Origin of the sequence: Pseudomonas sp. NFR02, assembly GCF_900119375.1 — a bacterium.
In the GTDB taxonomy this organism is placed as follows: domain Bacteria; phylum Pseudomonadota; class Gammaproteobacteria; order Pseudomonadales; family Pseudomonadaceae; genus Aquipseudomonas; species Aquipseudomonas paracarnis.
On record NZ_FPJJ01000007.1, the window covers coordinates 79,717 to 98,597 of the forward strand.

The 18,881-nt window shown below is 61.3% G+C and carries 17 protein-coding genes; 10 read left to right on the forward strand and 7 right to left on the reverse strand.

Annotated elements, in window-relative coordinates:
• Window positions 1-152 precede the first annotated feature (152 nt).
• Entirely contained in the window at window positions 153-1,118 is a 966-nt protein-coding gene (locus BT199_RS20265) for a GlxA family transcriptional regulator (protein ID WP_014720381.1), read from the forward strand.
• A 119-nt stretch (window positions 1,119-1,237) separates the two neighbouring features.
• On the opposite strand, the gene BT199_RS20270 is transcribed toward BT199_RS20265, so the two are convergent.
• Both BT199_RS20270 and BT199_RS20275 read right to left on the reverse strand, forming a co-directional pair.
• Entirely contained in the window at window positions 1,238-3,592 is a 2,355-nt protein-coding gene (locus BT199_RS20270; protein ID WP_072435355.1) for a penicillin acylase family protein, read from the reverse strand.
• A gap of 26 nt (window positions 3,593-3,618) precedes the next feature.
• On the reverse strand, window positions 3,619-4,194 hold the full coding sequence (locus BT199_RS20275) for a DUF6436 domain-containing protein (RefSeq protein ID WP_020301831.1): 576 nt from the start codon (window positions 4,192-4,194) through the stop codon (window positions 3,619-3,621).
• 98 nt (window positions 4,195-4,292) lie between these two features.
• On the opposite strand from BT199_RS20275, the gene BT199_RS20280 reads away from it, so the two are divergent.
• On the forward strand, window positions 4,293-5,234 hold the full coding sequence (locus tag BT199_RS20280; protein WP_072435356.1) for a phospholipase BipL: 942 nt from the start codon (window positions 4,293-4,295) through the stop codon (window positions 5,232-5,234).
• Window positions 5,235-5,316: 82 nt separating this feature from the next.
• Here BT199_RS20280 and BT199_RS20285 read toward each other — a convergent pair whose 3' ends face one another.
• Window positions 5,317-6,069 (reverse strand): DUF2059 domain-containing protein, encoded by a 753-nt coding sequence (locus BT199_RS20285; protein ID WP_003195224.1) that lies wholly within the window; start codon window positions 6,067-6,069, stop codon window positions 5,317-5,319.
• A gap of 131 nt (window positions 6,070-6,200) precedes the next feature.
• On the opposite strand from BT199_RS20285, the gene BT199_RS20290 reads away from it, so the two are divergent.
• Window positions 6,201-6,833, forward strand: coding sequence for a 2OG-Fe(II) oxygenase (locus BT199_RS20290; protein ID WP_003195222.1), 633 nt, complete (start codon window positions 6,201-6,203; stop codon window positions 6,831-6,833).
• Between the two features lie 2 nt (window positions 6,834-6,835).
• Window positions 6,836-7,318, forward strand: coding sequence for a 2-thiouracil desulfurase family protein (locus BT199_RS20295; protein ID WP_072435357.1), 483 nt, complete (start codon window positions 6,836-6,838; stop codon window positions 7,316-7,318).
• Between the two features lie 109 nt (window positions 7,319-7,427).
• Here the strand turns inward: BT199_RS20295 and BT199_RS20300 are convergent, their stop codons facing one another.
• Entirely contained in the window at window positions 7,428-7,901 is a 474-nt protein-coding gene (locus BT199_RS20300; protein ID WP_072435358.1) for a transporter substrate-binding domain-containing protein, read from the reverse strand.
• 134 nt (window positions 7,902-8,035) lie between these two features.
• Between BT199_RS20300 and BT199_RS20305 the strand changes: the two genes are divergently transcribed.
• Window positions 8,036-8,476 carry a DUF4399 domain-containing protein gene (locus BT199_RS20305; RefSeq protein WP_014720373.1) on the forward strand — a complete coding sequence of 147 codons (441 nt, stop codon included), beginning with the start codon at window positions 8,036-8,038 and terminating at the stop codon, window positions 8,474-8,476.
• 67 nt (window positions 8,477-8,543) lie between these two features.
• On the opposite strand, the gene serA is transcribed toward BT199_RS20305, so the two are convergent.
• Window positions 8,544-9,773 carry a phosphoglycerate dehydrogenase gene (serA, locus tag BT199_RS20310; protein ID WP_003195214.1) on the reverse strand — a complete coding sequence of 410 codons (1,230 nt, stop codon included), beginning with the start codon at window positions 9,771-9,773 and terminating at the stop codon, window positions 8,544-8,546.
• A 205-nt stretch (window positions 9,774-9,978) separates the two neighbouring features.
• Between serA and BT199_RS20320 the strand changes: the two genes are divergently transcribed.
• The 4 genes from BT199_RS20320 (at window position 9,979) to BT199_RS20335 (ending at window position 14,262) form a co-directional block, all read left to right on the forward strand.
• The gene (locus BT199_RS20320) at window positions 9,979-11,373 is read left to right on the forward strand and encodes an FAD-binding oxidoreductase (protein WP_005792341.1); all 1,395 of its coding nucleotides are present in this window, start codon (window positions 9,979-9,981) and stop codon (window positions 11,371-11,373) included.
• 22 nt (window positions 11,374-11,395) lie between these two features.
• A complete protein-coding gene (locus BT199_RS20325; protein ID WP_034128983.1) occupies window positions 11,396-12,061 on the forward strand; it encodes a fumarylacetoacetate hydrolase family protein in 666 nt (221 codons plus the stop codon).
• A 247-nt stretch (window positions 12,062-12,308) separates the two neighbouring features.
• Entirely contained in the window at window positions 12,309-13,232 is a 924-nt protein-coding gene (locus tag BT199_RS20330) for an SdiA-regulated domain-containing protein (RefSeq protein WP_014720370.1), read from the forward strand.
• A gap of 121 nt (window positions 13,233-13,353) precedes the next feature.
• A complete protein-coding gene (locus BT199_RS20335; RefSeq protein WP_058410114.1) occupies window positions 13,354-14,262 on the forward strand; it encodes an SdiA-regulated domain-containing protein in 909 nt (302 codons plus the stop codon).
• Here the strand turns inward: BT199_RS20335 and BT199_RS20340 are convergent, their stop codons facing one another.
• Both BT199_RS20340 and rpiA read right to left on the reverse strand, forming a co-directional pair.
• Window positions 14,263-16,209: an autotransporter domain-containing protein gene (locus tag BT199_RS20340; RefSeq protein ID WP_072435359.1), complete on the reverse strand. Its 1,947-nt coding sequence runs from the start codon at window positions 16,207-16,209 to the stop codon at window positions 14,263-14,265.
• A gap of 333 nt (window positions 16,210-16,542) precedes the next feature.
• The gene (rpiA, locus tag BT199_RS20345; protein ID WP_003195201.1) at window positions 16,543-17,214 is read right to left on the reverse strand and encodes a ribose-5-phosphate isomerase RpiA; all 672 of its coding nucleotides are present in this window, start codon (window positions 17,212-17,214) and stop codon (window positions 16,543-16,545) included.
• Window positions 17,215-17,352: 138 nt separating this feature from the next.
• Between rpiA and ilvA the strand changes: the two genes are divergently transcribed.
• Window positions 17,353-18,867 (forward strand): threonine ammonia-lyase, biosynthetic, encoded by a 1,515-nt coding sequence (ilvA, locus tag BT199_RS20350; RefSeq protein WP_034128978.1) that lies wholly within the window; start codon window positions 17,353-17,355, stop codon window positions 18,865-18,867.
• Window positions 18,868-18,881 lie beyond the last annotated feature (14 nt).

The window sequence follows — 18,881 nt, forward strand, 5'->3', positions numbered from 1 at the left end:
TGCCAAGCATGTAGGCGATCCCCTGTGGGAGCTGGCTTGCCTGCGATAGCATCACCTCGGTGTACCTGAGGTACCGAGTCGTCTGCATCGCAGGCAAGCCAGCTCCCACAAGGGGGTCGCGTTTATCCAGTTGGAAAAAGGTGTTTGTGACCATGGGCAAAACCGTCGCCATCCTGATCTTCCCCGGTGTCCAGTCGCTGGACGTGACCGGGCCGATGGATGTGTTCTGCGAGGCCAACCGCTTCCTGGCGCCCGAGGATCACTATCGGCTGGAAGTACTCGGCTTTGGCCACGGCGCCATGGCGGCCTCCAACGGTTTGTCACTGCAGGCGCACAAGCACTACAGCGAAGCCCGGCAACCCTATGACCTGTTGCTGGTCGCCGGCGGCCCGCAGTTACCCTTCGAGGATTTCGGCTTCGAGTTTGACGCTTGGCTGCGCGCGGCCGCCGCGAAGGCGCAGCGCTTCGGCTCGATCTGCAATGGCGCCTTCATGCTGGCCCGCGCAGGTCTGCTGGACGGCAAGACCGTCACTACCCATTGGAACGATGCCGCCAGCCTGGCGCGCCTGTGCCCCTCGGCCCAGGTCGAAGCCGACCGTCTCTATGTGCAGGACGGCAAGCTCTACACCTCCGCCGGGGTCACGGCAGGTATCGACCTGTCGTTGTACTTGCTGGCCCAGGATCACGGCCCGGAAGTGGCCCTGAGCGTGGCCAAGCGCCTGGTGGTGTTCACCCAGCGCTCGGGCGGGCAATCTCAGTTCAGTCCGTTCCTCACGCCCCATGCCGAAACCACCTCGGCGGTGGCGCTGGTGCAGCTGTACGTGCTGGCCAACCTGACGGGAGACTTGACCATTGCCGACCTGGCCAAGGCGGCCAATATGAGTGCGCGCAATTTCTCCCGGGTGTTTGCGCGTGAAGCGCGGATTACGCCAGCGGAATTTGTCGAGAGGGCGCGCGTGGATGCGGCGCGGGTGATGCTTGAAAGCAGCCACGCACCGCTTAAGACCGTGGCCTATCAATGCGGCTTTCGCGACGCCCAGCATATGCGCAGTGTGTTCAACCGCCGGCTGGGCGTCACGCCGCAACAGTTCAGGCTTAACTTTGCAGCGCCGGTTTGAGCGTGCTTGATCGTTCCCACGCTCTGCCTGGTAACGCCTCTTGGGACGCTCTGCGTCCCGATTCTAAGGGCGGACGCGGAGCGTCCATGGCTGCATTCCCACGCGGAGCGTGGGAACGATCATCGGGCGGGCAGCAGTTTCAAGGTGCCGCGGGTATTGGCCGTCACTTCCTCCTCACTGAAGTGCGCCTGCTCATACCTGCCCTCGATATAGCTCTGCGCCTGGTCGCCATAGTGCGTATCAAAAGGCACACCGCTTTGCCCCACCGGGTTGATGGTGAGGGCGTGGGCCGGGTCGGCGAAGTCGATCAGGCGTCGTGTCGACGGGCCGTAGGTTACCGGCCACGGTGCTGGGCCAATCGGAGAGGTCTGGTTGTTCGGAACCTCGTGGCTGCCCGGTGCCGGGAACGGGCCGACGTTGAAGATTTTATCCAGCGGTTTTTGCAGGCCCAGCGGGTGACCGTGGGTCAGGGTGTGCGCCTTGCCCCACTGCCACTGCGCCGGGTCATCGCCGAACGTCGCCTTGAGGTGGGTCAGGCTGTTGTCCCAGGCGAGCTTGACGGTGTCGGCCCGATTGCCGTTCCACCAGGGTGAGTCTGCCGATGCGGCCAGGCGTGGCAAGGCGGCGTCGATCACGCGGGTGCCGAGCAGGGTCTTGAACAAGGCATCGCCGAGTTTGGAGTGAAAGGTTGCGTCGCTGAGGTTGAAGAGCAACTGGTTGAACAGCGTGGCATTGGTGGAGTCCAGTGGGTAGTCACCCTTCCAGTTGGCAAGCTGTTCCACCAGTTTGAGTTGCGCCGGGTCCTTGACCACCTCGCGCAGCACCGGCAACAGCGGCGCCAGCAGGCGTGGGCCGTAGGCGGTGGTGGTGCCCAGTTGCAGGGCCTGGCTGTTGGTCACATCCCACTTCACGCTTGGGTCGCTCAACTGCGCGTTCAACTGCTGGCCGCGGTCAGCCAGGTTGTAATAGCCGGGAATCGGCATGCCGGTGGGCGATGCCGGCTGGGCATTGGCGGACACCACATAGCCGCGCGGCGGATTTTCTTCCTGGGGGTTGGCACTGAAGGGGTAGAAACCCAGCTTGTCGGCCTGGGTAGTACTGCCGTCGAGGATGAACGCAGGGTTAACGCCGGCCGGGCGGATCGGCAACTGCGCCGCTGCCCACCAACCGATATCGCCCTTGGCATTGGCCCACACGATGTTCAGGCCCGGTGCCGAGACCTTGGCGGCTGCGGCACGTGCCTTGGCCAGAGTGTCGGCACGGTTGAGCTGGTAGAAACCATCCAGGATCGGGTTTTCACTGTCGAGGAACGCCCACCACATGGCAATCGGTGTGCTGCCGGCGTTCTCACCGAGCACGTCGTTGATGATCGGGCCGTGGGGCGAGCGGCGCAGGGTGAGGGTCACCGGCGCCTGGCCCTTGACCTGGATCTGCTGCTCGCTGCTGCTCATGTCCACCCATTGGCCGTGATACCAGACCTGGTTGGGGGTGTCCGGGTTGACCTTCTCGGCGACCAGGTCGAGGTCGTCGTTCTGGAACATGGTCAGGCTCCAGCCGAAGTCCAGGTTGTGCCCCAGAAACGCCACCGGTACCAGCGCGTTGTGGTAGCCGTATAGCTCGAAGCCTGGCGCCGACAGTTGCGCCTCGTACCAGACCGAAGGCACCGAAAAACGGATATGAGGGTCACCCGCCAGCAACGGCTTGCCGCTTTGGGTATGGCTGCCGCTGACGGCCCAGGCATTGCTGCCTTCGAACTGCGGCAGGCCGTTGTCGGCCAGGGCCTGTTCGCTCAGGGCGGCGATGGCGCCAAGGGTCTGCCAATCGCTGGCGGCCAGGTTGAGAGCGCCCTTGGGTTGCCAGTCGAGATCGAAGACGTTCAAGTAGGCGCTGCCCAGTCGGTCGCGCACATAGGTCAGTACCGGCTCGGTGCGAAAGGCTGCGGCAAAGCTGTAGGCCATGTACCCGGCGACGCTGATGCTGTCTTCGGCGGTAAACGGGCGCTTGGCGATGCCCAGCACATCGAATTCCATGGGGCTGGCGTGGCTGTCCTGATACTGGTTGATCCCGTCCAGGTAGGCTTGCAGGGCCTTGGACGAGGCTGAGCCAGGGTCCATGTGCTCCACATAGCTCAAGGCGCGCTCGCGAATGCGCAGGCTGCGAAACAGTTTGTCGGTCTCCAGCAGCTTGGGCCCCAGCACCTCGGCCAGTTCGCCACGGGCCAGGCGCCGCATGATCTCCATCTGGAACAGGCGGTCCTGGGCATGCACATAGCCCAGGGCGCGGTACAGGTCGGCTTCGTTTTCGGCGCGTATATGCGGTACGCCACGGTCGTCGTAGCGCACCGTGACCGAGCCTTGCAGGTGCGCCAGCGTCACCGTGCCCTGGCGCGTGGGTTGTTTGCTGTAGACGTACCAACCGGCGCCCAGGGCGACCAGCACAATCAGCACCGCAAAAACCTGCAGGACGCGCTTCATGAACATTCCTTACCAAAGTGGACGGGCTACAGATCCTTAGGCCACGAACAATAGCAGCCTACCGCGAGGGTGTGAGTGGCATTCACTTCGCGTCCGGTTCCAAGCGCCTTGAGGATCGGCTCGATAAAACTGTTGCTGGCGTTGCACGTCAGGCCTTCGCTGTAGGGGCCGAAATACGCCAGCTTGCCGGTGCGATCCCAAATGCCCACGGCCGGGCTGGCGGGGATCTGGTCCGCGCCGGGCAGGGCATCGAGGACTTTCATGTGGCGCAGGTTCTCGGGCAACTGGCCGTGGCTGCCGGGTTTTTGCAGGGCATAGAACTCCACCCCTTGGGGCGCGTACTGCTCGATCAACTCGCCCAGGTGCTGCTGGTTACCGACATTGCACGGGCAGGCCGGGTCCCAGAAGTGCACCAGGCGAATCGGGCCAGGGCCACTGAGGGCGGCGGGCAGTTGCAGCGCATCGCCGGAAAATACCGCGGTGTGTTCGCTGAAGGCACGCAGGTAGCGGCCTTGGAACCAGTCATAGGCCGCCCACAGCACCCCGGCGCAGATAACCAGGATCAGGCTGGCGAACAGGGCGTTACGGTAGGGCGGTCGCATTGGATGTATCCTCGCAGGTCGCGTAGCTTGCCATGCTTGTCCTGACAGATGAATATCGCAGCTCGATATTCATCTTCACCGCAAGTCTGGAAGCCTTTATGCCCGTCACCTTTGACCCTGATCATCTGCGCGAAAGCTTGCGCCCCCTGGTGGATGCGCAGCCGCTGTCAGCCGAGGCGAGGGTTTACCAGCGTTTCTACGGGCTCGACCTGGCCGCACGCCAGGTGCCGGCGGTGAGCCGCCTGGGGCGCTTGCAGGTGGATGGGTTCGAGGTGGTGGCCCAGGTCTGGTGGCCGGCGGCGCCGGTCGCGACCATGTTCCTGTTCCACGGTTTCTACGATCACATGGGGCTGTATCGCCATGTGGTGGATTGGGCCTTGGACCAGGGCTTCGTGGTGATCGCCTGCGACCTGCCGGGCCATGGCTTGTCCAGCGGCGTGCGCGCCAGCATCGATGACTTTGCGGTGTACCAGAGCGTGGTGCAGGCGTTGTTCGTCGAGGCCAAGGCGCTGCAATTGCCGCAACCCTGGCACCTGTTCGGGCAAAGCACCGGCGGCGCTATCGTGGTGGACCACCTGCTCAACCACGGCGCCCAAAGCCCGGCCCAGGGCAAGACCTTTCTCTTGTCGCCGTTGGTGCGGCCGCGTGCCTGGGGTTGGTCCCAGGTCAGCTATTACCTGCTGCGCCCGTTCGTCAAAGGCATCGCCCGGCGTTTCAGCGATAACTCCAACGACCCTGCGTTCAAGCCGTTCCTGGAAGCCGACCCGCTACAGCCTCGCCAGCTGCCTACCGCCTGGGTGGGGTCGCTGGCGCGCTGGATCAAACGCATCGAAGCCGCACCACGCAGCCCCCGGCGCCCGGTGATCGTGCAGGGTGAGGAAGATATGACGGTGGACTGGCAGCACAATTTGCAGGTGTTGCGAGGTAAGTTCGACCGGCCTGAGGTGTTGATGCTCAAGCGGGGTCGGCATCACTTGGCCAATGAAATTCCGCAGATTCGCGAAGCATATTTTAACTTCCTCACGGATCACCTGAAATAACGCGGTTCAAATGTGGGAGCTGGCTTGCCTGCGATAGCGGTGTCATTGACAGATCGCAATCGCAGGCCAGCTCCCACAGGGTTTACTGCGTCAGGCTTGAGGTGCTTTGGCCGACAGCCAGCCCTGCGCGAATGGCCGCCAGGGCAGCCTGGTAATACGCCTTGCCCTCCGGCGACTCGGCAAAGGTGGCGAACTCTTCCAGCTCAGGGTCGGACAAATCCCGATAGACATACAGCAAGGTATTGTTCAAATCCTTGTCGATCTGCTGCATCAACCGCTCGCGCTGGCCATTCAACATTCCTTGCGCCTGGCCACCGCCGAGCAGGCCGGGGATCATCTGGCTCAAGCTGTCGGCCGCCACGCCTGCAATCGCCAGGCTGACCTCGGCACCGGCCTCGCGGGCGGGCAGGGCCTGGGCCAGGTGGCCGATGATCAGGCTGCGGGTGGCATCGGCTTCGAGTTTGGGCAGGCCCTGTGCGTTTTTCGCCAGTTGATCGCGGCGCGTGGCCAGCAACTCAGCGGCGACGATCTTGCGGCCCAGGGGCGACTGGAAAAACGCCAGGGCAGGTTTCGGGTCGGGCAAGTGCTTGCGCAGTTGCGCCTCGGCACGCTGGTCCATGGCCTGGGCGGCAAAGCGTTTATTGCTGTTGTCCACCAGCGCCTGGTACACCACCGGCGGCAGGCTATTGCGGTAGCGCTGCTGGGCGGCACTGAGGGCGTCATTGAAGTGCGCACGTTGTTCGGCCCAGCCGGCGACCTTGTACAACTGGTCATGGCCGTCTGCCCAGGCGGGCAAAACGCAGAACATCAACACAGAAAAAAACAAACGACGCATAAGGACTCCTGTCAGTCGGCCACTATTGTCCGTGTCGGGCGTAGGATTTGTCGAGAAGTCCTATCAGTCACCTGACTAAAGTGCATTCAGATGCTCAACGGCGCTGTCGGATTTTCAGGCGTATGGATACTATGCGCGCCATGCAAATACCCCTCGATCACCCGCTGCTGCAACGCATCGTCGACGACTTGGCCGAAAAAGGCTGGTCGCAGCAAAATGGCTTCCTGCCCCAGGCTCTGACCCTGGAGCTGGCGGCTGAGTGCCGTAAACGTGCGGCGCAGGGTGAACTGGCGCCCGCAGCGGTAGGGCGTGGGCCGGCCCAGGAGATTCGCGAAGGCATTCGCGGCGACCATATCCAGTGGTTGGAGGAGGGGGACGCGCCTATCTGCGACACCTACATGGGCGTGATGGACGGCCTGCGCCTGGCGATGAATCGCAGCCTGTTCCTGGGCCTGGAAGATTTCGAAAGCCACTTCGCGATGTACCCGCCGGGCGCGTTTTACCTCAAGCATGTAGACCGTTTTCGCGACGATGACCGGCGCATGGTCTCGGCGGTGATCTACTTGAACGACGCCTGGCTGCCCGAGCATGGCGGCCAACTGCGCATGTACCTCAAGGGCGGTGTCGAATACGACGTGGTGCCCACCGGGGGTTGCCTGGTGGTATTCCTGTCGGGCGAGGTGCCTCACGAAGTCCTGCCCGCTACGCGCGAACGCCTGTCCTTGACGGGCTGGTTTCGCCGGCGGGGCAACGAGCCGTTTTAAACATGGAAAAGATTCTGGTCAGCCGCTGCCTGCTCGGGCACAAGGTGCGCTATGACGGCGGGGCCAGCGGCCCATTCGACCCACTGGCAGCGTGGCAAGCTGAAGGCCGCGTGGTTGCCATCTGCCCGGAAGTGGCGGGGGGCTTGCCCACACCGCGCCCGCCGGCCGAAATCCCAGGCGGGCAGGGGATCGACGTGTGGGAAGGCCGCGCCCAGGTGCTGACGGCCCAGGGCGAAGACTTCACCAGCGCCTTTCTCGACGGTGCCCGCCAGGCCTTGGCGCTGGTGCAACGCCATCACATCCGCATCGCCATTCTCAAGGCCAACAGCCCATCCTGCGGCAATCTGTTGACCTATGACGGCACCTTCAGCAGGGTGAAGGTCAGTGGCGAAGGCGTCACGGCGGCGCTGCTCAAGCGCCATGGTGTGCAGGTGTTCAGTGAGTTGGAGTTGCCACAGGCGGCAATTGCCCTCACGCAGCTTTAAGAAGTTTAAACAGATCAAGTGTGGGAGCTGGCTTGCCTGCGATAGCGGTGTATCAGCACCTTATGTGTAACTGACAGACCGCTATCGCAGGCAAGCCAGCTCCCACATTTTATTGCGCCTTGAGCCATTTCTGCGACAGCGCCTTCAACCGGCCATCGTCCTTAACCCGCTTCAACGCCCCGTTCAAACTGGTCTTGAACGCCGGGTTGCCCTTCTGGAACGGGATCGCCAATGCCGGCTTCTGGTGGTAAGGCTCACTGAAATCGAAACGATCCTCAAGCTCGGCAGTCATAGCCATATGGTTAATGGCCACGTCGTACTTGCCGGTTTCCACACCGGACAGCAGGTCCGCGTTATCGGTGGTAATAAACGAGGAGCGCACCTCCATCTCCTTGGCCAGCAGTTCACCCAGCTCCACTTCAAAGCCGGCGAGTTTGTCGCCCTCTTTGAAATTGTACGGCGGGGTGTTGGCTTCCAGGGCGATGCGCAGTTCACCGCGATCGTTGACGTCGTCAATCAGTTCGGCATTAGCCAGGGGGCTCAGAAGAGGAAGCAACAGCAACAGGCCAGGCGAAAAGCGCATGGTCACTCCTAAAGAATTCGTACAGGCGAGGCGCCGTTCAGCAACGTTTTGTTATGGTGTCGGGTGCCTTGGACCGCAATTTATCGCGAAGTTGTCATAACCCTACAGATTTCACCGAAAAACTGGAGAAGCGAATGAAAGCCCTTTTGTCCCGTGCAACGATTGCCAGCCTTTTGCTGGGTACCTCGATGTTGGCCAGTGCCGCAGACCTTCCTCGTACACCTGCGCCTGAAGGTGCCGAAGTGTTCATCGTCTCGCCGAAAGATGGCGCCACCGTTGATAAAACCTTCACCGTCAAATTCGGCGTCAAGAAGCTGGACCTGGAACCGATCGACAAACAAGTGCCTAACGCCGGGCACCACCACCTGTTGGTAGACCAGAAGGTGGAGTCGCTCAACGCCAATGAGGCGATCCCGGCCACGCCTACTTCGATTCACTTCGGCAAGGCGCAGACCGAAACCGAGCTGACCCTGACGCCAGGCAAGCACACCCTGCAACTGGTGGCCGGCGACAACGTGCATCGCCAGTTCGAACCCACAGTCGCCTCGAAAGTGATCACCATTAACGTCAAATAAGCGTTATTCGGGCAAAAAAATGGGAGACCCCTGCGGGTCTCCCATTTTTTATCCAGCGCTTGAAGCCTTAGAACAACACGCGGCTACGAATAGTGCCGTTGATGTGCTGCAGCTTCTCTTGCGCCAGGTCCGAGTACTCGGCGTCGACGTCGATCACCACGTAGCCGACCTTCTCGTTGGTCTGCAGGAACTGACCGGAGATGTTGATGCCGTTTTCCGCGAAGACCTTGTTGATCTCCATCATCACGCCAGGGATGTTCTGGTGGATGTGCAGCAGACGGTGCTTGCCCGGGTGAGCCGGCAGGGCCACTTCCGGGAAGTTGACCGACGATACCGAGGTACCGTTGTCGCTGTACTTGACCAGTTTTTCCGAGACTTCCAGGCCGATGTTGGCTTGGGCTTCAGCGGTGGAGCCGCCGATGTGCGGGGTCAGGATCACGTTGTCCAGGCCACGCAGCGGGCTTTCGAAGATGTCATCGTTGGAGCGCGGCTCCACCGGGAACACGTCGATGGCAGCGCCGATCAGGTGCTTGTCCTTGATCGCGTCGGCCAGGGCATCCAGCTCGACCACGGTGCCGCGAGCGGCGTTAATCAGGATCCCGCCTTTCTTGATCGCGCGGATTTCCTTCTCACCGATCATCCACTGGGTCTCGGCCGTTTCCGGAACGTGCAGGGTGACGATGTCGGACATGCCCAGCAGCTCGGTCAGGCTGGCCACTTGGGTGGCGTTGCCCAATGGCAGCTTGGTCAGGGTGTCGTAGAAGAACACCTGCATGCCCAGGCCTTCAGCCAACACCGACAGTTGCGTGCCGATCGAGCCGTAGCCGACGATACCCAGCTTCTTGCCGCGGATTTCGAAGGAGTTGGCCGCGCTCTTGATCCAGCCGCCACGGTGGCAGGAAGCGTTCTTCTCAGGGATACCGCGCAGCAGCAGGATGGCCTCGGCCAGCACCAGCTCCGCCACGGAACGGGTGTTGGAGTACGGTGCGTTGAACACCGCGATGCCGCGCTCGCGCGCTGCATTGAGGTCGACCTGGTTGGTGCCGATGCAGAAACAGCCGACAGCCACGAGTTTCTTGGCGTGGTCGAAGATCTCTTCGGTCAGCTGAGTACGGGAGCGAATGCCGATAAAGTGCGCGTCGGCGATCTTTTCCTTGAGCTGGGCTTCCGGCAGAGAACTGGTGATGTACTCAATGCTGGTGTACCCGGCGGCTTTCAGAACGTCGACAGCCGATGGGTGGACGCCTTCCAGAAGAAGGAACTTGATCTTGCTCTTATCGAGAGAAGTCTTGCTCATCTGCGTAAACCTGTATCCCGGAGAAAATTGGCAGGGAGTCGAGCAGCGCAAGCTGACCCGGACGGCAGGAAAGCCGTCACCGCAGAAACGCCCTTTGGGTCTGTCCTGCGGGGGCGGTATGCTAGCATACGCACCCCGCTAAACACCTATTCCTGCGACGTGAAGCGTTCTCAGGATGACCATGAATTGTTCGAGAGTTCTGTCGATGACCCATCCTGCCCTGATTGATGAGCTAAAGACCCTGGTTGAGCCCGGCAAAGTGCTGACCGATGCCGACTCCCTGGAGGCTTACGGCAAGGATTGGACCAAGCACTTCGCTCCCGCACCTAGCGCCATCGTGTTCCCCAAAACCACCGAGCAGGTACAGGCCATCGTGCGTTGGGCCAATGAGCACAAGGTGGCGCTGGTGCCCTCGGGCGGGCGCACCGGTCTGTCGGCCGCTGCCGTTGCCGCCAACGGCGAAGTGGTGGTGTCGTTCGACTATATGAACCAGATCCTCGACGTGAACCTCACCGACCGCACCGCCGTGTGCCAGCCGGGTGTGGTCACCAAACAACTGCAGAACGTCGCAGAAGAAAACGGCCTGTATTATCCGGTGGACTTCGCCTCGTCCGGTTCCAGCCAGATTGGCGGCAATATCGGCACCAATGCCGGCGGGATCAAAGTCATTCGCTACGGTATGACCCGCAACTGGGTGGCTGGCATGAAGGTCGTCACCGGCAAAGGCGATGTGCTGGAGCTGAACCGCGATCTGATCAAAAACGCCACCGGCTACGACATGCGCCAGCTGTTTATCGGCGCCGAGGGCACCCTGGGCTTTGTGGTCGAAGCCACCATGCGCCTGGACCGTGCGCCAAAGAACCTCACGGCAATGGTGCTCGGCACGACTGATTTCGACTCGATCATGCCGGTGCTGCACGCCTTCCAGAGCAAACTGGACCTGACCGCCTTCGAATTCTTCTCGGACAAAGCCCTGGCCAAAGTCCTTGGTCGTGGCGACGTGCCGGCGCCGTTCGAAACCGAGTGCCCGTTCTACGCCCTGCTGGAATTCGAAGCCACCACCGAAGAAGTCGCCAACCACGCCCTGGAAACGTTCGAACATTGCGTGGAGCAGGGCTGGGTGCTGGATGGCGTGATGAGCCAGAGCGAAACCCAGCTGCACAACCTATGGAAACTGCGCGAGTACATCTCCGAAACCATTTCCCACTGGACGCCGTACAAGAACGACATCTCGGTGACCGTGTCGAAAGTGCCAGCGTTCCTGAGCGAAATTGACGCGATCGTCGGTGAACACTACCCGGACTTCGAAATCGTCTGGTTCGGCCATATCGGTGACGGCAACCTGCACCTGAACATCCTCAAGCCGGAAAACCTGAGCAAGGATGAGTTTTTCGCCAAGTGCGCCACCGTTAACAAGTGGGTATTCGAGACCGTCGCCAAGTACAACGGCTCGATCTCCGCCGAACACGGCGTGGGCATGACCAAGCGCGATTACCTGACCTACAGCCGTTCACCGGTTGAAATCGAATACATGAAGGCCGTCAAAGCCGTGTTCGACCCTAACGGGATCATGAACCCCGGCAAGATCTTCGCTGTTTAACCGCACCTGAAGGAGTCGTTCCATGAGCTACCAGCACAAGTATGTCGACGGCACCAACATCCACTTCCCGGTGGGTAAAGTGGTGTGCATCGGGCGTAACTACGCCGAACACGCCAAGGAACTGGACAACCCGGTACCCACCGAGCCGCTGCTGTTCATCAAGCCGGGCAGCTGCGTGGTGCCGTTGGAAGGTGGCTTTGCCATTCCGACCGAGCGTGGTTCGGTGCACTACGAAGCGGAAATCGCCGTATTGATCGGCAAGCCTTTGTCCGCCAAGCCGAGCCGGGAAGAAGTGCTGGACGCCATCTCCGGCTTCGCTCCGGCCCTGGACCTGACCCTGCGCGACAAACAGGCCGAGCTCAAAGCCAAGGGCTTGCCGTGGGAAATCGCCAAGTCTTTCGATGGCGCGGCGGTGATTGCCCCCTTCGTGGTCAGCAGTACCTTTGCAGACGTGACCGATATCGGCATTCGCCTGAGCATCAACGGTGAAGTGCGCCAGGACGGCAACAGCGCGCAGATGCTCAACCCGATTGTGCCGATGATTCAGTACATGGCGGGTTGCTTCTCCCTGCAAGCGGGCGACGTGATCCTGACCGGCACCCCGGCGGGCGTTGGCCCGTTGAATGTGGGGGATGAAGTGGTGTTGGAGCTGGCGGGTGTCAATCGCTTCGAAAGCGTTGTGCGCTAAATCACTGCCAAACTGCGATCAAACTGTGGTAGCGGGCTTGCCCGCGATGGCGGTGTGACAGTCACTGAATAGTTGACTGAACGCCCTTAATCGCGGGCAAGCCCGCTCCCACAGTTGTTTGTGTACATCTGCAGGATCCAGCGTTTTGCATTTTTTTCACACACTATCCGGATAATTCCCTGCTCTTGCGCGCGGGTCCTTGAATCCTGTGCTATCCCCTACAGCTGACTTTCCGGAAAAGCGCTCAATGGTCGTGCCTCTGCCCACTTCGAAAACCTCGCTTCGCTCTCGCTTGTCCATGCGCTGGTATTCCTGGGTATTTTTGGCTGGTGCCATTTTGTATGGCATCGCCTGGGCCATGCACTGGGATGATCGCGGCCTGCTGTGGGTGCTGGAGCGTTTCGAGAGTTCGGCCGAACGCCGGGAAAGTGTGTGGCTGCCGGACTATCACGCGGTGATCGACGCCAAGTTGCTGCCCGGTATGGAGAAGGACGAGGCATCAGACCTGTCCTATAACCCGCAGACCAAAACCCTGTTTTCAGTGATGGGCAAGAATCCCTTCCTGGTCGAACTGAGCCTGCAAGGCGATGTGTTGCGCAAAATGCCGCTCAACGGTTGGAACAATCCGGAAGGCGTGGCAGTGATGGAAAACGGCTTGATGGCGGTGGTCGATGAACGCGATCACAGCCTGACCGTGGTCAAGGTCGACGCCGGCACTACGGCGCTGAACAAGGCCGATTTCCCCAGTTATGACCTGGGCCCGTCCAAAGATCAGAACAAAGCCTTTGAGGCCGTTACCTGGGACAAGCGCAACCAGCAGTTGGTGCTGGGCGAAGAACGTCCCCCGGCCCTGTTCACCTGGAAAAGCGATGGCAATACGCTGACCGGCGACAAGCAAAAACTGGCCAGCACCGAACTGGATGTGCGCAACCTGTCGGCCCTGTCCATCGACCCACGTACCGGACATTTGCTGGTGCTGTCGGCCGATTCCCACCTGCTGCTGGAACTGGATGAAACGGGCGAGCAAGTCAGCTTCATGACCTTGCTTGGCGGCTTCAATGGCCTGAAAGACACGATCCCTCGTGCCGAAGGCGTGACCATGGACGAGAGTGGCAACCTGTACATGGTCAGTGAGCCAAACCTGTTCTATCGTTTTGAAAAGCAGAAATAACTGACGAATTACGTCAGACTTTTCTTTATAAACGGCATTCGCCAGGCAGTCCGGTGCGTTTAAGTTTAAATTCAGGTGACCTTGATATCTATTCGCCAGTTTTTTCTCTGAGCCCGCCCCGATGCGTCGACTTGCCCGCCCTAAACCTGCTGTTTTTATCCTGCTGTTGCTCGCCCTGGTCACTGCCGGGCTGGTGGCACAGCAGTTCCGTCTGTTCGAACGCGCCTGGTTCAACTGGCAGGTGTGGTACCAGCCTGCGGATGAGCGCGCCATTGGCCTGGCGGACTACCGTGTCACCCTCGAAGGCCAGGTGATCGAAGGGCTCGACGACGATGTCTCGGCCCTGACCTACGACCCCGTGCGCAAAAGCCTGTTTACTGTCACCAATAAAAACGCCGAACTGGTCGAGTTGTCGCTGGCGGGCAAGATCCTGCGGCGCATTCCGCTGGTGGGCTTTGGCGATGCCGAAGCGGTGGAATTTATCAGCGACAACATCTACGTCATCAGCGATGAGCGCCAGCAGCGCTTGATCAAAGTGCATGTGGACGACGACACCAAGTTCCTCGACGCCGCCGATGCGGAGCAAATGACCCTGGGCGTGCACGTCGGCGGCAACAAGGGCTTTGAAGGGTTGGCCTACGACTCGGTGGGCAAGCGCTTGTTCGTGGCCAAGGAACGCGACCCCATGCTGATCTACGAGGTGCACGGGTTTCCCCATTTCAAGCCGGAAAAAACCTATTCGGTACATGTGATCAACAACCCCAAGCGCGATGCCGGCCTGTTTGTGCGCGACCTGTCGAGCCTGCAATACGACGAGCGCAGTGGCCATCTGTTGGCGCTGTCGGATGAGTCGTTCCTGGTCTTGGAGCTGGATATTGATGGTCGCCCTCTAAGCAGTCTGTCGTTGCTTAAAGGGCGCCATGGCCTGAGCAAGCGCGTGCCCCAGGCCGAAGGGATCGCCATGGATGACGACGGCACGCTGTACATGGTCAGCGAGCCCAACCTGTTTTACGTGTTCAAGAAACCCTGATCAGAACATCCATTGCACACCCAGCGAATAACCGGTCTGGCTGCCTTCAGCATGCCCGAGGCGGCCATTGACCTCGGCAAACACGCCCAACTGTGGGGTGATCGCCAGTTGGCTGCCCAGTTGTGCGCGAGCGAAGCTCTTATCCACTGAGCCCAGCCTGGCGGTGCGGGCCTGGCCATCGGCGCGTGCGGTGAGTTGCAGGTCGTCCAGGCGGCCGTCGGCCAATTCCTTGACCCAGGCGATGTCGCCGTAGGGCATCAGGTTCAGGCCATAGGGCAGGGCAACAGCGCCGCGCACGCGCCAGCCGAGGCTGGCTTCCAGGGAGTCGAAAGACTGCTCTTCGTACTCTAGGGCCGTGCGCAGGTTCTGCTTTTCGTGGAACTTGTCGATGCGGTAATGGCTGTAGTCCAGGCCGGCGAACGGCCCGCTCTTGATCGCGCCAAAGTCAAAGTCATAGCCACCCAGCACCCGTGCGCCCAACGCCAGGGCATCGGTATCGCCCGTCAGTTGCTGGTTGAGCAGGATCGGCCCGCCATTGGCCTGGATGACCAGGTTGCGCTTGGAGTCGAAGCGCGTGTGGCCCACGCTCAGGTCACCGGCCAGCCAGCGTGGCCCGCCATCGTTGAGCAGTGCATAGACGGCTGCCTGCCAGGTGTCGCTGTCGAGCTTGCCGCGATGCTCCAGTTTGTCGCGCCCATTGAGGTAGCTGAGGCTGGCGCCGATATTCAGGCTTGAAGTCAGTTGGTAGTCGCCGAGGGCATGCAGGCCCACGCGCCGGGCTTCGGGGTTGGGGGCCGTGTCGAAGCCGCTGTCCGGGTTGTATTCGCCATCCACGCCGATCTCGCCATCGAAGCTGCCGACCGCGCGGCTGGCCGCTTGCAGGGTCAGCCAACGGCGATCATGCAGGCGCACCAGGGCCTGATGCTGGCGCTGCAGGTTGTCTTGCATATTGCGCGCAACGGCACCGCCAGAAGCGGTCGAGGCCATCAGGTCGGCGTTGGTCAGTTCCAGCACCAGGCGGCTGAGCAGGCGTGAATAGTCGCGCAGGCGCTGGTCGATGCGCGCCTGGCCGAATGCATCGGTCAGCACGGCTTTGTTGTCTTCGTTCGGGTCGTGCCAGGTCGAGCCGCCGGGGATTTTCGGGTTGTCGGTCTGGGTGTAGCCGTCCAGGTCGCCCAGTTCCCAGTTGGTGGCCTCTATATAAAGGATCGGGATATTCAGCGGTTCAAACGCTTCACCATCGCTGCAGCAGCCGGTGCCCTTCGGGTACTGCGGGTCCAGGCCGGGGTTGCTGAATAAGGGGATGTTCAATTCCCTGGCGACCTGGAAGGTGTGCTCGCGCAAGGAGGCCAAGGCCGGGTTGGCGGTGCTGTTCTGGCCGGCGTGGGCGTACATCATGTCGCCGGTGATCAGGCTGTCGAGGTTGATCATCGCGAGCATGTTGGCGCGCTGGCTGGTGTTGAGTGAGTCGACAAAGGCACGGGAGCCGCGCAGGCCTTCTTCTTCGGCGCCGAAGCCCACTACCTGCAGGCCATTTTCCAGTGACAGGCCGCTGAGGTTCTTCGCCACTTCGGTCAACACGCTGGCGCCGGAGCCGTTGTCATCCAGGCCTTGCAGGGTCGGGCGGCCGAAGTAAGTGTCGAAGTGCGCGCCAATCACCACGTACTGGGCCTTGATACCAGCGGCAGAGGCCACCACGTTTTGCGAAGCCCGGCTGCCGTTGTTCCAGGTGAAGTCCTGGCGGCTGAAGCTATAGGCCGTGCCCATCTGGCTCTGCATCCAGTCGGCTGCCCCGGCAAAATTTGCCGTGCCTCGATATCGGCCAGGGTAGTCGTTGATCAGTTTTTCCAGGGTGGTGTTGGCGTGCTGGCCGTAATCGTAGGCCTGGGTATGCGTGGACAGCAGGGCACCGGCAACGCTGATGGCGAAGGCTAAGGGCTTTATCACAAGGTCTTCCTTGAGGTGAGGGGGACGTTCAAGCCCAGACCCTTTGCACAATGCGCGCCTCATTCCATGGGCGGCTGCGAATTGGCGCATTGTTAAACGCGTGGGTCGCGTGGCTGTAATTTGTAACGGATTGGATACCAGGCGGGGCAGGGGATGCCGTGACAGAGCGCACGGTTTTGGCGAGGAGTGCTGCGAAAAGTAGCGTTTTTGTTACATCGCTCTAGAGTCGAGCGCTAACACATGTGGTAGCTGGCTTGCCTGCGATGGCATCGCCTCGGTATCCATTGATACGCCGAGTCGTCTGCATCGCGGGCAAGCCCGGCTCCCACAGGGTCAGGCCTTGAGGGTTTTCACGCCTTCCGGGGTGCCCAGCAGCAATACATCCGCCGGGCGCGCCGCGAACAGGCCGTTGGTGACCACGCCCACGATGGCATTGATTTGCGTCTCAAGCTCCACCGGGTTGGTGATCTGCATATTGAACACGTCGAGGATGATGTTGCCGTTGTCGGTCAACACACCTTCGCGGTACACCGGGTCGCCGCCCAGTTTCACCAGCTCGCGGGCCACATGGCTGCGGGCCATGGGGATGACTTCCACCGGCAGTGGGAACGTGCCCAGCACGGGTACCAGCTTGCTCGCGTCGGCGATGCAAATGAAGGTCTTGGCCACGGCCGCGACAATCTTCTCGCGGGTCAGGGCCGCGCCGCCGCCTTTGATCAGGTTCAGGTGCTCGTCGCTTTCATCGGCGCCGTCGACGTAGAACTCCAGGTCGCTCACGGTGTTGAGCTCGTACACCGGAATGCCATGGCCCTTGAGGCGGGCAGCGGTGGCTTCGGAACTGGCCACGGCGCCGTCGAACGCGCCCTTGTGCTGGGCCAGTGCGTCGATGAAGCAGTTGGCGGTGGAACCGGTGCCGACACCGACGATGCTCTTGTCGTCGAGCTTAGGAAGGATTAAATCGACAGCGGCCTGGGCCACTGCCTGTTTGAGTTGATCCTGGGTCATGCGGGCTCCGGAACGGGCGGGGAATTAACGAGGGCGGCGAGTATAACCCAACAAAACCTCGGGATTCGTGTGGTCGCCCGGCCAAACGCTGGGTTAGACTCCTTGGCCCTGCCCAACCCGTGAAGTAGATGCCTGCCGATGCTTGAACACTACGTCAAAAAAATCCTCACCTCGCGTGTTTACGACATCGCCGTGGAAACCCCCTTGCAGACTGCCCGCCAGCTCTCCGAGCGGCTGGGTAACAAGATTTGGCTCAAGCGCGAAGACTTGCAGCCGGTGTTCTCGTTCAAGATTCGCGGCGCCTACAACAAGCTGACCCAGCTCAGTGCCGAAGAACGTGCGCGCGGCGTCGTCACCGCGTCGGCCGGCAACCATGCCCAGGGCCTGGCCCTGGCGGCCAAGGTGCTGGGGGTCAAGGCCACCATCGTGATGCCCAAGACCACCCCGGAGATCAAGGTCGAAGGCGTGCGCTCCCGTGGCGGCAAAGTGGTGCTGCACGGTGATTCCTTCCCGGAAGCCTTGGCCTACTCGCTCAAGCTGGTCGACGAAAAAGGCTACGTGTACATCCACCCCTACGATGATCCGCACACCATTGCCGGGCAGGGCACCGTGGCGATGGAAATCCTGCGCCAGCACCCAGGGCCGCTGGACGCGATTTTCGTACCGGTGGGCGGCGGCGGCCTGATCGCCGGGATTGCGGCGTACGTGAAATACCTGCGCCCGGAGATCAAGATCATCGGCGTGGAGCCGGACGATTCCAACTGCCTGCAAGCCGCCATGGCGGCGGGCGAGCGCGTGGTATTGCCGACCGTCGGCCTCTTTGCCGACGGCGTGGCAGTGGCGCAGATCGGCCAGCACACCTTCGACATCTGCAAGGACTATGTGGATGAAGTGATCACCGTCAGCACCGATGAAATCTGTGCGGCGATCAAGGACATCTACGATGACACTCGCTCCATCACCGAGCCGGCCGGCGCGCTGGGCGTGGCCGGGATCAAAAAATACGTCGAGACCCGCGGTGTCAGCGGCCAGACCTTTGTCGCCATCGACTCGGGCGCCAACGTCAACTTCGACCGTTTGCGCCATGTGGCCGAGCGCGCCGAACTGGGTGAAGGCCGTGAGGCCATCATCGCCGTGACCATCCCCGAGCGGCCGGGCAGCTTCAAGGCCTTCTGCGAAGCGGTGGGCAAGCGCCAGATCACCGAATTCAATTACCGCTACCACTCCGGCAGCGAAGCGCACATTTTCGTCGGCGTGCAGACCCACCCGGAGAACGACCCGCGCAGCGCGTTGGTGGCCAGTTTGACCAGCCAGGGTTTCCCGGTGCTGGACCTTACCGAGAACGAACTGGCCAAGTTGCACATTCGCCATATGGTCGGCGGGCATGCGGCCAAAGTCAGCGACGAGTTGGTGTTTCGCTTCGAATTCCCGGAGCGGCCGGGGGCGTTGTTCAACTTTCTCCACAAGCTCGGCGGGCGCTGGAACATCTCGATGTTCCACTACCGCAACCACGGCGCGGCTGACGGCCGAGTGGTGGCGGGCTTGCAAGTACCGGCGGACGAGCGCCACTTGGTGCCTGCCGCGTTGGCGCAAATCGGTTACCCGTACTGGGATGAAAGCGAAAACCCGGCTTACCAGCTGTTCCTCGGTTGAGCGACTACGCTGAC

Bases quoted from the DNA above. Each gene is read 5' to 3' on its own strand.
- BT199_RS20275 (WP_020301831.1), bottom strand. From the start codon at position 4,194: ATGCGACCGCCCTACCGTAACGCCCTGTTCGCCAGCCTGATCCTGGTT.
- rpiA (WP_003195201.1), bottom strand. From the start codon at position 17,214: ATGACCCAGGATCAACTCAAACAGGCAGTGGCCCAGGCCGCTGTCGAT.
- BT199_RS20320 (WP_005792341.1), top strand. From the start codon at position 9,979: ATGACCCATCCTGCCCTGATTGATGAGCTAAAGACCCTGGTTGAGCCC.
- ilvA (WP_034128978.1), top strand. From the start codon at position 17,353: ATGCTTGAACACTACGTCAAAAAAATCCTCACCTCGCGTGTTTACGAC.
- BT199_RS20330 (WP_014720370.1), top strand. From the start codon at position 12,309: ATGGTCGTGCCTCTGCCCACTTCGAAAACCTCGCTTCGCTCTCGCTTG.
- BT199_RS20305 (WP_014720373.1), top strand. From the start codon at position 8,036: ATGAAAGCCCTTTTGTCCCGTGCAACGATTGCCAGCCTTTTGCTGGGT.
- BT199_RS20325 (WP_034128983.1), top strand. From the start codon at position 11,396: ATGAGCTACCAGCACAAGTATGTCGACGGCACCAACATCCACTTCCCG.
- BT199_RS20300 (WP_072435358.1), bottom strand. From the start codon at position 7,901: ATGCGCTTTTCGCCTGGCCTGTTGCTGTTGCTTCCTCTTCTGAGCCCC.
- BT199_RS20335 (WP_058410114.1), top strand. From the start codon at position 13,354: ATGCGTCGACTTGCCCGCCCTAAACCTGCTGTTTTTATCCTGCTGTTG.
- BT199_RS20295 (WP_072435357.1), top strand. From the start codon at position 6,836: ATGGAAAAGATTCTGGTCAGCCGCTGCCTGCTCGGGCACAAGGTGCGC.
- BT199_RS20285 (WP_003195224.1), bottom strand. From the start codon at position 6,069: ATGCGTCGTTTGTTTTTTTCTGTGTTGATGTTCTGCGTTTTGCCCGCC.
- BT199_RS20290 (WP_003195222.1), top strand. From the start codon at position 6,201: ATGCGCGCCATGCAAATACCCCTCGATCACCCGCTGCTGCAACGCATC.
- BT199_RS20265 (WP_014720381.1), top strand. From the start codon at position 153: ATGGGCAAAACCGTCGCCATCCTGATCTTCCCCGGTGTCCAGTCGCTG.
- BT199_RS20270 (WP_072435355.1), bottom strand. From the start codon at position 3,592: ATGAAGCGCGTCCTGCAGGTTTTTGCGGTGCTGATTGTGCTGGTCGCC.
- BT199_RS20280 (WP_072435356.1), top strand. From the start codon at position 4,293: ATGCCCGTCACCTTTGACCCTGATCATCTGCGCGAAAGCTTGCGCCCC.
- serA (WP_003195214.1), bottom strand. From the start codon at position 9,773: ATGAGCAAGACTTCTCTCGATAAGAGCAAGATCAAGTTCCTTCTTCTG.